This window comes from Chryseobacterium balustinum, from assembly GCF_900168205.1.
In the GTDB taxonomy this organism is placed as follows: domain Bacteria; phylum Bacteroidota; class Bacteroidia; order Flavobacteriales; family Weeksellaceae; genus Chryseobacterium; species Chryseobacterium balustinum.
In genome coordinates this window covers 1-15,800 of sequence record NZ_FUZE01000018.1, presented here as the reverse complement: position 1 = coordinate 15,800, position 15,800 = coordinate 1, and the positions used below count along the sequence as shown (strand labels likewise).

Sequence of the window (15,800 nt, the reverse complement as noted above, 5' to 3'; positions counted from 1 at the left end):
TCCATATTAAAACCGCCTTAGTGCGGTTTTAATATATTCAGCGATACTTTTACTAACCATTTAAAATAAAATATTTATGAAAAATTTAAAAAAGCTTTCTAAAAAAGATCTTAGAAAAATTCAAGGTGGGCAAGCTCCTGCATGCTGTTTAAGTTGGAATCCCATATTAAGAGAATGCAGAAGTTGGGACTATAATTGTCTCAATCCTTAACAATTTTTAAAAGGCTTCGTTAACGAAGTCTTTTTTATTTCACTAAATTTGTACTTGAAAATTGTGATATGAAATTAGGATTACTTCTATGTATCCTAAAAAATGAATATAAGCTCATGAATATTAAAGACATATTAGAACAAAAACTGGCAGAGGTTATCCTTAATGTCTATCAGTTGAAGGATATAAAACTTGAAATCCAGGAAAATAAAACTGAGTTTGAGGGAGATTTTACCATTGTTACCTTTCCTTTGGTAAAACAATTGAAGAAAAACCCAGAAAGCATCGGGGTGGAATTGGGAGAAGGATTAACAACTCAAACTGAATTGCTTGAAAGTTTTAATGTGGTAAAAGGATTTTTAAATGTAAAAGTTAAAAACCAATTCTTCGTAGATCAGTTTAGAACGGTTTCTGAACAGTTTTCAAATGTAGAAAAGAAAAATGCGACCGTAATGGTGGAATATTCTTCACCAAATACCAACAAACCGCTGCATTTAGGTCATATCAGAAATAACTTATTAGGTTTTTCTGTCGCTCAGATTCTTAAAGAAGCGGGTTATGATGTGATAAAAAGTCAGATCATTAACGATAGAGGAATTCATATCTGTAAATCGATGTTGGCTTGGGAAAAATTTGGAAAAGGAGAAACACCGAATGCAGAAACGAAAGGAGATAAATTTGTAGGAAACTACTATGTAAAATTTGACCAGGAATACAAAAAAGAAATAGCTGAACTTATTGCGAATGGAAGCACAGAAGATCAGGCTAAAAAAGAGGCTCCTTTAATGAAAGAAGCCCAACAAATGCTTTTGGATTGGGAAAATGGCGATGAAAAAGTAAGAAATCTTTGGGCTGAAATGAACTCTTGGGTTTATGAAGGTTTCAATCAGACTTATAAAAGATTGGGAGTAGATTTCGATCAGGTACAGTATGAAAGCAATACTTATATTTTAGGAAAAGATCTTATTCAGGAAGGTTTAGATAAAGGGGTGCTGTATCAGAAAGAAGACGGCTCAGTTTGGTGTGATTTAACGGATGAAGGTTTAGACGAGAAACTTTTGCTTCGTTCAGACGGAACTTCTGTGTATATGACTCAGGATCTGGGAACGGCGGTTGAGCGTTTTAAAGAAAATAATATTCAGAAATTAATTTATACGGTAGGAAACGAACAGGATTATCATTTCCAGGTTTTATTTAAAATCTTAGGAAAATTAGGATATGAATGGGCAAATCATTTATATCATTTGTCTTATGGAATGGTTGAACTTCCGGAAGGGAAAATGAAATCCCGTGAAGGTACGGTTGTAGATGCGGATGATTTGATGCAGGAAATGTATGAAACTGCAAAAGCAAAGTCTCAGGAATTAGGAAAGCTTGAAACTCTTTCTCCTGAAGAAAAAGAATCTTCATACGAAACAGTTGGTTTAGGAGCGTTAAAATATTTCATGCTGAAAGTAGATCCAAAGAAAAAGATGCTCTTTAATCCGGCTGAAAGTATTGAGTTTAACGGAAATACAGGACCTTTCATTCAATATACTTATGCACGTATTCAGTCTTTGATAGCGAAGGCAAATTACGAATACAAAGATATTGCCGAAGTTTCTTTAAATGAATTTGAAAAAGAGCTTATTGTACTTTTAGCAAACTATAAGACTGTTGTTGAGAAAGCAGCAGAATTATTAAGCCCGGCTTTGGTTGCCAATTATGTATATGATTTGGTGAAATCTTACAACTCATTTTATCAGAGCAATGTGATTCTGAAACTTGAAGATGAAGATTTAAAACAATTCCGTTTAAATTTATCTGAAGCAACAGGCAAAACAATACAAAAATCATTAAGCTTACTGGGAATAGGAACTGTAAACAGAATGTAAAAACAAATCCTCCTGAAAATTTCGGGAGGATTTTTATTTTAAACTTGAATCGATTCGTTTTGATTTTGGCTGTCTCTGTACAATTTTGCACTGCTCCATTTAGCATGTTTTGAAGGTTCAATTTTATAACCTCTTTTATAGGTATACACTTTAGTAAATTCTGCGCCGAAGAAAATCAGCATACACGAATAATTAATCCACATCATAATTAAAATCACCGTTCCGGCAGTTCCGAATGCTGAGGTAGGTTTAAACTGTCCGAAGTAAAGGCTTAGCAAAAATTTACCTAAAGTAAACAGAGCGGCGGTTAACAAAGCACCTTTCCAAACAGATTTCCAGTTGATTTCTACATCGGGCAGTACTTTAAACATCAATGCAAAAAGGACTACAATAACTAAAAATCCTACAGTAAAATTAATAATTTCTACAATGATATAAGTTTCTAGCCCAAAATAAGTAGTGATGAAATTATTAAAAAGTCCAATTAATGATGATAAAACCATCGTGATCATCAGTAGAAATCCTAAAATTAAAATCATACCTAAAGAATTGGCACGATCTAGAAGAAATTTGATCAAAGCTTTTTTGGGAGCTGCTTCTACATCCCAAAGATTATTCAACGATTTCTGCAACTGAAAAAATAGGGTAGTAGAACCATAGACCAATGATCCGATTCCTACAATTTTCATGAAAATATTTTCTTTATCAATAAGCGCTCCTGCAATCATATCCTGAATACTTTTGGCAACATCCTGTCCCATCAATCCGCTGATCTGTGTACTGATTTGTCCGCGGATAGCTTCTTCACCGAAAAAATATCCTGCAATCCAGATAATGATAATCAGTAAACCCGGGATTGAGAAAATGGCATAATAAGCCAGACTTGCTGAATCATTGGAAGCGGAGGAGTTGTTCCATTCTGTAAATGTTTCTTTGACGGTTTCCCAGAAAAACTTTAGTTCTTTTAGCATAGTAGAATATTAATAGATGTGGTTTGATGATATTAATATTGTCCTCAGTTTGAAATCAAGAAATGACAATATTGTTGTTTCACAATTTAACGCAAAGATTATTCCTTTAAGTGAATTTCAATATACAAAAGAAAATAAATTTGCCTGGTAATCGGTAAATGGCAGTTTAATCTAATCGAATTGCTGATTCCTTCAATTAAAAATGTAGTATATTGGCTAAAACCGTTGAATTGTATTAAACTAAAAACGGGCTAAAGCCCGTTCCTATTGATATTGAAATATTGTGTTGTTTTTTTGTGCAATAAGCCATTAACTATTCGCCAACTGCCATATCTTTTTAGAAAGGATATCCAATGGCAATATTCAGAATCAGATTATCTTTTCTCCAGCTGGAATCTCCAAAATTGATTCTGTCGAAAGTCCATCGGTCACCTTTTTCATAATAAGGAACACGCAAAGGCATTGCCAAATCAAGTCTTAACACTAAAATTGAAAAGTCAAGTCGTAAACCAACTCCTGCACCCACGGCAATTTCACTTAAAAATTCTTTAGAAAATTTCCCTCCCGGTCTTGTATTAACTCCTTTATCATCGATGTCATCATTAATCAACCAGATATTTCCGGCATCAACAAATGCGGCAACATTTAAGAATTTATAAAGATTAGCTCTGTATTCTGCATTCAATTCTAATTTTACATCTCCGGACTGATCAAAAACAGCTCTGCTATTATCTTCTCCTCTAGGATCGTAACTTCCAGGACCTAAAGTTCTTGCTCTGAATGCTCTGATACTGTTACTTCCCCCCACAAAAAACTGTCGTGAGAAAGGAATATGTTCTGAATTTCCGTACGGAATGGCAGCTCCAGCAATAAAGCGTGAAGCGAATGATGTTTTTTCATTAAACTTATGATAGAATCTTAGATCATTTTCAATCTTAGCATATTGGCTGAAAGGAACTCCGAAAATTGTTTTCTCCTTTCCTTCTTTTTTATTGGCTCCGGTTACAAGACCCGTAATATTTCCTGCCAAATCTAACATTCCTTTATAATAGAATGTATTTTTTCTCGGAAGCATTGTTGTGGAGTAGGTGTAAGAATAGGTTGGCCCGAAAATAAGTTGCTTATCAGTTATTCTTTGAAGGTAAGGGTTGCCTTGAGATTTAGTTACAAATTTTTCAGTAATATCTGCCGGACGAATTAAAGAAACATCTATTACATTAAGTTCGTGTTCTTTTCTTACATTTTCTTTCCATTGATATCCAAATGATGCATTAAATGTATTTAAAGAGTATAAAGTGGTTCTGTTCTGAAACTCATAGCCTAGTTTAATATTGGTTCTCGGTACAAAAGCACTCGAAGAATTAAAACGGAAAGGTGCTACAATTCTCGGAATCGATAATTGTACATTGGTTCCTGCTCTGAAAATATTTTCCGCGTCTTCAGGACCTCCGATTTGTACATCAAATGCTCCATAAACAGAAGCTTTAAACTGTTCCGCGCCACGGAAAAAGTTTCTTTGTGTCCAGTTTAAATTTAATTCACTTCCAGCATAATTTGCAGAATTGGTTCTTCCTAAAGCCTCCAAACGTAAAGATTGAAGCTCTCTTGGAGTTAATACATAATAGGCATCAAACTTATGATTCAAAGAATCTGATACAACAAAGTCATTTTTCACAAATTTAAAAACACCGAGACTTATCAATCTATTAAGCGATAAATTGTGGTCTTTTCTGTTGTAAATATCTCCTTTGTTAAAGTACAGAGCTCTGTCAAAAATTCTAGGTTTAAATTTTTTATCAGGATCAACTACGTAAATATCGTTGTACTCATATCCTTTCAAAGAATCAGGATTCATTGGGATATTGTATTTTCCTTTTTTAGCCTCACGAAGATTGTAATTAGGGAAAACGACAACTTTGTCGATCGTAAACTGCTCGGTTGCCAATTTCGGCGTGTTGTCTTTCAATTTTACAATGAGCTCTACTTTCGGCTCTTTAGTAACTGTACTGTCTGCCTGTACGATAATATTATCCGGACTAAAATAATAAAAACCTTTGTCTTTTAAACCATCATCAATTCTTTGTCGTTCGTTTTTGATGACATCAAGATCAAAAGGATTTCCGGATTTAAGTAAAGTTTTCGTTTTTAAATTCTGAATTTCAGTATTAATAAGCGTAGAATCTTGTGGGAAATTGACATTACTGATTAAATATCTTGCTCCAGGATTTAAGGTGTAAATTACCTGCGCTTTTTTATTTTTTGAAACCGTGTCGTATTTTGCTTTTGCATTAAAATAGCCTTTGTTTTCAGAATAATTTACAATAATATCTTTGTTAAATTCTCTGTCAACATCTCCTAGTAATACAGGTTCTTCACCAAATTTATATTTCAGCCAATATTTTAAACCTTTTTCTTTTTTGGGTTCTTTCGTAGTATTGTAAGCATACAATTTGGGTCTTAAGCCAAGAAAAGTAGAATTAGGTTTTGGGGTAAGATTTTCTTCGAGTGCAGACTGTAATTCGCTTTTTTCTTTTTTTGTAAGACTATCACTTTCTATTTTCACTTCGGCTCCGGTGTAGAGCATTTGTCCGTCTTTCAGAAATTTGGTATTGCTACAAGAAATAACAGCCACCGTAACTCCCGATGCCAAAAAATATTTGCAGTATATGTTAAACTTATTCTTCATTATTTAAATTCTACAACTTGGTTATCTTGTTTTCTTTTATTTTCTCTGTTTTCCTTGTTTCTATTATTTCTAGATTTACGGAAGATATCACAGAATTTATCGTAATCTAAAGTGATGATAAATCCAACTCCGGTTTCTACAATCTGTCCTTGCAAAGCAACCTGGTAATCATTTTTTCGGTACGCTCTCAACATATATCTGCCATCTCTCGAAAGACTATAATCTATGGTGACGTCTCCGGCAATATTGGTCGTGTTTTCGTTTTGTCTCGCTTCACCTTCCAATCCGAAATTACTTCCTACAGTAACTTTCAAACGATCATTCAGTAGTTTTTTGCTGATGTCGATATTCAGATCGGTTCTTGTATTTTGAGTTCCGGTAGAATAATCTTCAGTAGATTCAAGGTCAAAATTCAGGTCTACACCTTTGATAAGATTCGAGGCAATATTATTAAGCTGTTGCGAAAGAATTTTGCTCACACTCTGTCTCGCCATGGTTTCAGCAGAAACTCCGGAATTGCTTTCAAAAGGATTTTCTCCGATAAAACGATTCAATAAAAGCAAGGCAAAAACCTGTTTGTTCATTTCGTTTTCATCTTGTCGCAATTGGGCAAGTTTTCCGTCTATTGTTTCTGTCACGGTAGAAGATACCGCATTGTTTTTTTCGTCTGTAGTTATATCAAAAGATATTTCAGGTTTCAAAAGTTCTCCTTTCAGAATCAGTAATGTGTTAAACGGAATTCTCTGTTTAAACTGATTGAGATCTGCCGGATTACCTCCAAACTGCTGTTCCACAAGATCAATAGGTGCCGCATTGGTTTTGTAGATAGCGGTAATGTCCAGTTTGGCGGTTGTAGGTTCACCAGTCCAGGTTATAGTACTTCCTTTTTGGATGTCAAATTTTCTTTTCAGAAGGCTTACAGACATTTCGTAACTTCCTTTTTCTACCTGATAAACTCCTACTAAAGTAGTTTTTCCCGAAGGATCAATTCCGCCTGTCAAATCTGCTTCACCCTGAAGTTTCACAAAATCTCCATTGGCTTTGTCAATAATGATCGACATTTTTGCTTCTTTATCAACTTCTATATTCACACTTACATCCAATCCTTTGATTGGGCTTTGCGCATTGAGAGAATCGGCTTTGATGGTTTTATTTAAAGCAACCTGATCCTGATCGATGAATTCCACAATTCCGTCTCTCTCCTGTAACGATGGGCTCGATTGCGGAAGCACAAAAGTAAAATCAGTCGCTTCTGAAACAGATAACCTTCCGTCAACTTTTGGTAAATCTAAATTTCCGCCAACTTTTAATGCCGCATCGATCGCCAGAATTCCGTACATCATGGCGTCATTTGATTTTTCAGAATTTACGACCTTGAAGTCTTTAGCTTTTAAATCTAAGTTAAATGCAAAATCTCTGTAGGTCTGCGTTAAAATCTGTCCGTCGATATTCAAAGAATTTCCGTCTTTGTCTTTAATTTTAAAGTTGTCAAACTCAATTCCGCGGTTGGTAAATCCTATTTTATCATTGATGTTTCTGAAATCGCTTCCGGTTTGAGCAATCATTAAGCCGACATTATTAAGTTTTATATCACCAAGAATTTTCGGTGCAGTCGTCGTTCCGGTAATTTTAAGATCTCCCGAAAGATACCCTTCCGTATTTGTAATCGCGTTCATAGAAAAGCCCTGAAGTGTTTTCATCTGAAGCTGATTCATATCTAAGTTTAAATCAAACGTACTCGAAGAAGTGTTGTAACTTCCTAAGATTTTCACATCATTATTATTCCCGGAAAGTGCAATATCGGCGTTCAGAAGATTGGCTGATTGGTTATTGACTTTTATCGCTAAATTCCCAACCGGACTTCCATAAACGATCAGATCAGAAACATTGATGTCTGAAGTGAAGGTCATGTTTTTGGTTAAATCTCTCAACTGTGCTGTTCCGTTGATGGTTCCTTTAGCCAACAATGAATCTTTTTTGATGATCTCTGTAATCGTTTCTATTTTAAAATCTTTTAAAGAAACATTCAGCGGACTGGTTGGTGAGCTGCTTTCAGACTGCAAAGAAATTTCTGCTCCCGAATTGGAAAGTTTAAAATTATCTGCAACAATTCCCTGACTGAAAATCTGAATTTTATTGTTTTCAGCAACCGTCCAATCCATATAATTTAATTTTAAACCATTAGGATTCAGCGATATTTCGGTAACATCATTCAACGATTTGGCATTCCCTGCAATCAGGAATTGCGTGGCATCTTTATCATCTTTTGTGGTGATATTATAATTGATAATGTTATTGGCAACATCACCATTGATATTCACTTTATTTATAGCAAAACTTTCACTTTTCAAAGCCGCAACATCAAGATTGTATTGTAAAGCCTGATTTTCGTTAGTGATTTTTAAGCTTGTATTTTCCAAAGAATTTGCGCCATACAAAACCTGTGGAATTTTTGCATCCAATTCTATTTTCTGAGAATCTGCGTTGTAATTTCCTGTGATATTGATGGTTTCAAAGCTTTTCAGATCTGGTACAAATTTTCTAATCAGATCATCATTTTTAATCGTTGCATTGATGGTGAAAAATTGTCCGGCATCTATTTTCTGCGCTTTGCCGGGTTTCTGAAACTGATAATACTGATTGATCGTCTGGCTTAAAGCTCCGAAAATCTGTGTAAGTTTATATTTACCGTTCAGTTCAACATCTGCAATCTGCGAATTGAATTTAATTAAAGTTGAGTCTGCCGTAGAAACCGCATTCAGCCTAACTTCCTGAATAGGGTAGACTTCTTTGGCATCTGAAATGGCAAAATCTTTTAAATTAAGATAACCGTTCAAATTATCAGGATCGAGACTTTTAAAATCTCCGTCAATTCCACCTGCAATAATCATTGGTGAACTGTAGAATCCTAATTTATTAAGATCTAATTTATTGATGTTTCCATTAACTTTTACGGTAGGATTTTTCTCATCATAAACTCCGGAAGCGGCAAGATGTAGATTGGCATTCGGGTCTTTTGAGTTTAAATCGATATCATAAGCACCACGGTTTATTTTCCCTTTCAGATTCAGATTCTGATAGGTATAGCCGTTGTAAGTTGCAGATTGTACATCACCCGAAAGATTTGCAGACATTGTTTTCGGATCAAAACCTTGTCCTTTTGCGTTGATCTGGGCAGTAATGCTTCCTATATCTTTATTTTGAATCAGTTTTCCGATTTGAAGACTCTGCAGGTTTGCTTTTACATCAAAAGTTTCTCTGTTTTTTCTGCGCATATCGGCTTTAGCAATAACGGCAGCATTTCCTAAAGTGGAAGTCAGACGTAAATTGGTATCCACCACTTTCGTTGTACCTTTTGCCGTTCCTCGGATTGTAAATGAAGAAGGCAGAGTAATATTGTTCGGAATTGTATTTTTTGGAACTAAATTATAAATGGTTTTGGATGAAGACGCAAGTTCTGCTACTTTTAAATCATAATACAACTGATCCGGATTCATCGCATTTTTGATTTTCCCTGAAGCCAAAACCCTCAATTGGTCTAAACCAGAAACTTTTAAATTTTGAATTGTTAAATCATTCACTGTTCCGTTGACCAAAGCATTTACATTCAATGTAGCATTCGGATATTTGTTGAACGGTGCCGTGTTTTTTAAAGTAGGAACAATATTTAAAATGTCAGCAAAACCAATTTTAGAATCACGGATGTCGGCAGAAATTTTTACCGCTCCAAGATTAGATGATAATTGATCAATCGAATTGTAATTTAAAATAACTTCGTCTCGCAGAATAGTTTTCGGAGTTTGTAAATAAAGATTTTTTAGATAGGCTTCTTTTTCTGCATACACAAAATCGGTGTTGAATTTCTGTATATTCAAACCTCTTGCTTCCTGTATTTCTGCTGATTTTACACTTCCTGCAAAACCATTGTTTTCCATTTTGAAATCTCGGACGTCAATATTTAATGTAGCAAAATTAAGATGGTTAAAATCCATTCCGCTTTTTGTGGGAGCAATGGCTGTATTGTTGTAAACAACTTTCACATCGTCCAAAAGAAGTTTCCCCAAAAGAACTTTCATTGCTTTTTCTTTTGCAGAATTTTTTGAAACTTCAGGTTTTTCTTCATTTTTAGGATTGGCGTTTTCAGTCGGAAGAAATAAGTTGGCATTAATATTTGCTCCAGTTAAATAAACATTTCCAACATTATAATCATTGTTTTCAAGATCAATGTTGTTAACCTTCGTGCTTAATTCTTTAAAAATAACTTTTGCAAAAGTTTTGGTATTGTCGTCGCCGTAGTCAATGTCAAAATTGGTCAGGTTTATTTTGTTTAAACCTAATTTCATCGCCTTTTTCTGATTCAGAGAATCTACCTTTTGTTCAACATTGGCAGCAACTTCCTTCACCAAATCTTGTTTCAGTTTTAATTTTAATCCGTCAAGATTAATATCGTTGACTGCATACGAATTGTTTTGAAGGTCAAAAGTTTTTACTCGGGTATCAAAAGATTTGAAATATACTTTAATATCATTTCGGGATTGCTGATCGTTGAAAGTGATCCCAATATCTTTTAATTTAATTTTATCAAGAGAGATAATAAAAGGTTTTGAAGGTTTTTGTTCCTGTTCTTTATCTGAAGTCGCAAACGCATCAATAATATAATCGAAATTAAATTTTCCCTGAGGATTTCTAACCACATTGGCACGAACACCCTCTAAATCGATCGAAGTAAGATCGGCTTTAGAATTCATAAGCTGCCACATATCTAAACCTACGTCTACTTTTCTTGCAGAAAGCAATGTGTCAATATTTTGACCTTTCAGATACAGGTTTTCCATCACCAAACTATTTGGAAAACCAATATATACTTTCTCGAGGCTTACTTTGGTTTTTATTTTTTTCTCGAGGTAAACGATCAGTTTATCTTTTACAAAGTTTTGAACTGCCGGAAGTCTTAAACTTAAGATGAGCAGGATGATTAAAACGATAAAAGAGATAATTGTAATAACAATACCTCTGAGAATTTTTCTTTTATTAAATTTTATTTTCAAAATTTCTGTGATTTAGCCAATAAATACTTTTTTTGATTGATGAGTGTTTTGATCATCGATGTTTAAAAATACGCATTTTAACTTAAATTTTAAAAATTTGAAATTTGATGAGCTGTACCATGATTTACTTTTTTTGAAAAAAGCCCGCTGAAAGGGCTTTGTTTAAAACATGAGCAATATGTTTGCCAACACCGTAAAATTGTTAAAATTTACTAAAGATGTGGTATCTTTTAAATACAAAAACCTGCTCAGTGAACAGGTTTTTGTGTTGATGTATGTCTCGGTTGCTATTAAATATTATGGAATATTTAAAGTGAATAGGTTTTCAGATGTTAGTTGAGTTACAACCGTGACATACATCTGATGGAGATTCAATTCATAGTTTATATATATTTAGATGAGTTAATTATTCTTGCCATTTTACAGGTTCACCTTGTGGCGCTGCGCCACCCTGTTTTTCTGTAATAGGAGATTTTTCCTGATTGATGTGATAAATATAGGATGCGATTTTTTCTGCGTCTCTTCCGGTAATGGTTCCGTCTTTTATGAAAGGACGCATTGTAGGATTGTTGGGGGAGCCGTTTTCAAGCATCCAGAAAACATTTTTAAACAAACTTTTCTCTTTGATGTTGATCCAGTGTGTATCGGTAAGGTTTGGTCCGATGCCGCCTTTTCCTCCGTCTGCATGGCAGGTTACACAATTGGTTTTAAAAAGTTGCTCACCTTCTGCTACAAAATCTGCACTGTATTTTGCGGTTTCTAAATTAACAGGTGGCGCATTTTTTTCGTATTCTGCAATAGATGCCAATTGTAATTTGGCTTCTTTATCATATTCTGCTTCAGGATGAGCATAATCTGTAAAGGCAAAAGCAATAAGATAAACTGCGCAGAATATCATCCCGAAATAAAAGAGACCAATCCACCATTTGGGTAAAGAGTTGTCGAGCTCGGTAATTCCATCGAAACCGTGATCGATCAGAATATCTTTTTCTTCAGTTTGAGATTGTTTTTTAAAAGCCGAATTCCAAAGCTTCTGAAAATATGGGGTTGTGTCGTTGGTGATATATTCCTGCTTTTCTTCATCGGTGAGTCTGGCGAATTTTTCGTTTTCTACCAAATCTCCGATAGAATTCATAATGAGCAATAAAATAGTGATGATAATCAACAATGCCCAAAAGAAAGGAGTAGAAAAATAATTGGCATCTTGTGCGAACATTTCGAACGCCATTATGGTAATACCAATCGTTATTGCTATATATATAGATATGGGGGTTCTCGTTTTCATTTTAATTGATATTTAAAATTAATCTACGCTTGCTGTTTTGATATCTGTCGTTTTGATGTCTGTCCCCAGTCTTTGCAGATAGGCAATCATTGCGATGATTTCTCTTTGCTCCATTGGTACAAAATTGTTTCCTTTGGCAATTTTTTCTTTATCCATTTGGTCTTTTACATCGGTAGCTTCAGAATAAATTCTTTTTACAATCGCTTGTGACTGATTATTTGCCCATTGATCTGCTGAGTCTATCTGTGCTTTGGTGTACGGAACATCAAAAGTATTTTTCATCAGTTTCATTTTATCAATCATTTGAGAACGATCCAGTCTATTGGTAATCAACCAAGGGAAACGCGGCATAATAGAACCTGCAGAAGTAATTCTTGGGTTGTACATATGTTTAAAGTGCCATGAATCTGGATTTCTTGCACCTTCTCTGTGAAGATCGGGTCCTGTTCTTTTTGATCCCCAAAGGAATGGTCTGTCGTAAACGAATTCCCCAGCTTTAGAATACTGCCCGTTTTTACCGTCAAATCTTGTTACTTCATCACGGAATGGTCTTATCATTTGTGAGTGACACGAGTTACAGCCTTCTCTTACATAGAGATCTCTACCTTCAAGTTCTAACGGTGAATAGGGTTTTACAGCAGATATTGTTGGCAGGTTGCTTTTTACAGTTAGCGTAGGAACAATTTCGACCAATCCACCGATTGCAATTGCTACAAAAGCTAATATTGATAATAGGTGAGGAGTTCTTTCCAGCCAAAGATGTACACCTTCGCCTTCTTTTCTGCCTGAACCAACATTTGCTAAAGCTGGTGCTTCTGCAGGAACATTTTTCTGGAATGACCCGGCTTTGATTGTTTTGTAAACATTGACAACCATTAAAATGGCTCCACTCAGATAAAATAATCCCCCTAAGAATCTCATTTTAAAGTATGGAATAATCGCAGTAACGGTATCTAGCCAGTTTTTCCACAATAAAGTTCCGTCCGGGTTGAATTGTTTCCACATCAAACCTTGAGTAAACCCAGCGATATACATTGGTACGGCATAGAAAATAATTCCTAAAGTTCCCAGCCAGAAATGCCAGTTGGCTAATTTTTTAGACCAAAGTTCGGTTTTCCACATAATAGGAATCAAATAATAGATAACTCCGAATGCCATAAAACCATTCCAGCCTAAAGCTCCTAAGTGAACGTGACCAATTACCCAATCTGTATAGTGTCCAATTTTATTTAAAGATTTTGTTGCTAAAAGTGGTCCTTCGAAGGTTGCCATTCCGTAACACGTTACAGCAACGACAAAGAATTTTAGAATAGGATTTTCTCTTACTTTATCCCAAGCTCCTCGTAAGGTTAATAACCCGTTCAGCATTCCACCCCAAGACGGAGCGATCAACATGATTGAGAAACCTGTTCCTACTGCTTGAGCCCATGCTGGTAAAGCCGTATATTGAAGATGGTGAGGTCCTGCCCAAAGATATACGAAGATCAATGACCAAAAGTGAATAATTGAAAGTTTATATGAAAAGACTGGTCGGTTTGCAGCTTTAGGCATGAAGTAATACATTAAACCTAAAACCGGTGTCGTCAAGACGAATGCAACCGCATTATGACCGTACCACCATTGTACCAACGCGTCTTTTACTCCTGCATAAGCAGAATATGATTTCCAGCTTGTAAAAGATAATGGAACTTCTAAATTATTAAAGATATGAAGCATTGCAACCGCGATCCAAGTTGCAATATAAAACCAAATGGCTACATATAAATGACGTACTCTTCTTTTGGCAATCGTTCCAAACATATTGATACCGAAAATTACCCAAGAGAAAGTGATCAAAATATCGATCGGCCATTCGTGTTCAGCATATTCTTTTGAAGTATTGATCCCCATTAAAAAAGTAATGACAACCGCAATGATCATAATTTGCCACGTCCAGAAATGGATCCATGATAAAGTATCGCTGTACATTCTTGTTTTCAAAAGTCTCTGCATACTGTAATAAGCACCGCAGAAGAAAGAATTACAAACAAAGGCAAAAATTACGGCACTGGTATGAAGCATTCTGATCCTTCCAAATCCTAAAGCACCCTGCGAATTAACTAGCCCCTGAATATTCCCACTTCTTAAACTCTGAATGGTCGTATCGTCAGTTCCAAATAAAAATTCAGGTAATTCAGGATAAAATAGCATCAAAGCAGCGGTTAATCCTAAAATAAAACCAATAATTCCGAATACGATTGTAGCATACAGGAATGCTCTGACAATATTATTGTCATAATTAAATTTTTGCGTCTCCATAAGTCTTGTGTCTCGCAGCGAACAATATTTTTTTGCAGAACCTCCCTTACATAAAGGTTTTCGAGGGCCTGAAAATAAATATCATGCTGCTTGTGTAATGTTTTGACAAAGGTATTTACTAACTTTGTCTAAGGCTATTAGATATACTTCTAAAATATACCGAAAACTACTAAAGCTATTGTGTAATGAAAATTTGTGGACAAAATATCAGAAAAATAAGACGTGACCGTGACCTTACTCAGGAATACATGGCGTTTGAAATGGGGATTTCACAAAAAGCATATTCTGATATCGAAAATTCAAAAGTAAAAATCAATCTCGAAATTCTCACAAAAGTTTCAAACATTCTAGATATAAAACCATCTGATATCTGTAGCATCTCCCACAAATGTGGTACAAATGATTACGAAGACAAATACAATGAGCTTATTGAATATATGAAACAAAATAATATCGCTTTGCCTAAAGATTTGTAACAATTTCATCTATCCTTATATATAGATTTTTCTTCAGTAGCTATTTCCAGCTTTCACTACTCGCTTTTTTGCGCCTTGCCTTTCCTTTTATGCAAAAAGAGCTCAAACATACCGTTCAATCCGGGCTAGGAAAGAGTTCCTAAGTAAACATACCAGAGTTTACAGTTCAAATTTTAACCACAATGTAAAGAAGAACCTATTTAGAGCTTTTTTTTATCACCTCTGATTTTCACTCAATTTTTTCAAAAGCCACAGAGTGGCGACCAGTTAATAGGAGGAGTAACAAAAATAAGAGATTAAGCTCCGGAGGAGCGACCTGTCTATTATAAAGAAGGTATTGATCAAAATTTTCAGTTATAGTCATTAAAGTATTTTCTCTAAAAACCTCTTTATTGTTTAATCAAAACCTTGGGTGTTATTCAAATTTCATATTTGCCCAACGAGGATTATCGAAGAACAGAATAACCTTTATCAAATCCCCCTTTGTTTGTGTTTGTTAAGCGAAGCGCCCCTTGTTTACCTTATAAAGATTATGCTGTAATAAATCTTAGTCTATCGTTGCGATACGATCTATTCATTATTTTCTTATACTCCTTTCATTTATTCTAAATATTATCTCAATACCCTTTACACAAACAATATCTTTCCCTTTGTATGAAGTAGTATCAGTGCAGAAAAAGTAATTCGTACAATTGAGCGCATCTTGTAACCTAATGATATGATTATATTATGAGTTCCGTAGGAGCGACACCAACACACCAACACACCAACACACCAACACACCAACGCTCCAAGACTCCAACGCTCCAACAACTTCTATTTAATCCTTTAAAATGATTGTTCCACGTAACCAGTTGTTTAAGTTTAAATATTAATTAAACTTAAACTTAAGTTTAATTAAATTAGGATTGTGTTATTAAAAAGTTCTACTTTTGCCCCACTGAAAAACGA

Annotated in this window: 8 protein-coding genes; 3 read left to right on the top strand and 5 right to left on the bottom strand. The window is 34.9% G+C overall.

Annotated features, from left to right (window positions below; translation table 11 throughout):
* The first annotated feature begins 76 nt into the window (after positions 1 to 76).
* On the top strand, positions 77 to 211 hold the full coding sequence (locus tag B5X64_RS23380; protein WP_115950253.1) for a bacteriocin-like protein: 135 nt from the start codon (positions 77 to 79) through the stop codon (positions 209 to 211).
* A gap of 116 nt (positions 212 to 327) precedes the next feature.
* Positions 328 to 2,085, top strand: a complete 1,758-nt coding sequence (gene argS / locus B5X64_RS16685; RefSeq protein WP_079466390.1) for an arginine--tRNA ligase — start codon at positions 328 to 330, stop codon at positions 2,083 to 2,085.
* A gap of 38 nt (positions 2,086 to 2,123) precedes the next feature.
* On the opposite strand, the gene B5X64_RS16680 is transcribed toward argS, so the two are convergent.
* From B5X64_RS16680 to ccoN, 5 genes are all read right to left on the bottom strand, one after another.
* Positions 2,124 to 3,056, bottom strand: coding sequence for a YihY/virulence factor BrkB family protein (locus B5X64_RS16680; RefSeq protein ID WP_079466324.1), 933 nt, complete (start codon positions 3,054 to 3,056; stop codon positions 2,124 to 2,126).
* 337 nt (positions 3,057 to 3,393) lie between these two features.
* Positions 3,394 to 5,742, bottom strand: a complete 2,349-nt coding sequence (gene tamL, locus B5X64_RS16675) for a translocation and assembly module lipoprotein TamL (protein ID WP_079466323.1) — start codon at positions 5,740 to 5,742, stop codon at positions 3,394 to 3,396.
* Positions 5,742 to 10,790, bottom strand: coding sequence for a translocation/assembly module TamB domain-containing protein (locus B5X64_RS16670; protein WP_079466322.1), 5,049 nt, complete (start codon positions 10,788 to 10,790; stop codon positions 5,742 to 5,744). The genes tamL and B5X64_RS16670 overlap by 1 nt, the downstream gene beginning before the upstream one ends.
* 406 nt (positions 10,791 to 11,196) lie before the next feature.
* Positions 11,197 to 12,075, bottom strand: a complete 879-nt coding sequence (locus tag B5X64_RS16665) for a cbb3-type cytochrome c oxidase N-terminal domain-containing protein (RefSeq protein ID WP_079466321.1) — start codon at positions 12,073 to 12,075, stop codon at positions 11,197 to 11,199.
* Positions 12,076 to 12,093: 18 nt separating this feature from the next.
* Entirely contained in the window at positions 12,094 to 14,373 is a 2,280-nt protein-coding gene (gene ccoN, locus B5X64_RS16660; RefSeq protein WP_079466320.1) for a cytochrome-c oxidase, cbb3-type subunit I, read from the bottom strand.
* 185 nt (positions 14,374 to 14,558) lie between these two features.
* Between ccoN and B5X64_RS16655 the strand changes: the two genes are divergently transcribed.
* The gene (locus tag B5X64_RS16655; protein WP_079466319.1) at positions 14,559 to 14,849 is read left to right on the top strand and encodes a helix-turn-helix domain-containing protein; all 291 of its coding nucleotides are present in this window, start codon (positions 14,559 to 14,561) and stop codon (positions 14,847 to 14,849) included.
* The last annotated feature ends 951 nt before the right edge of the window (positions 14,850 to 15,800 follow it).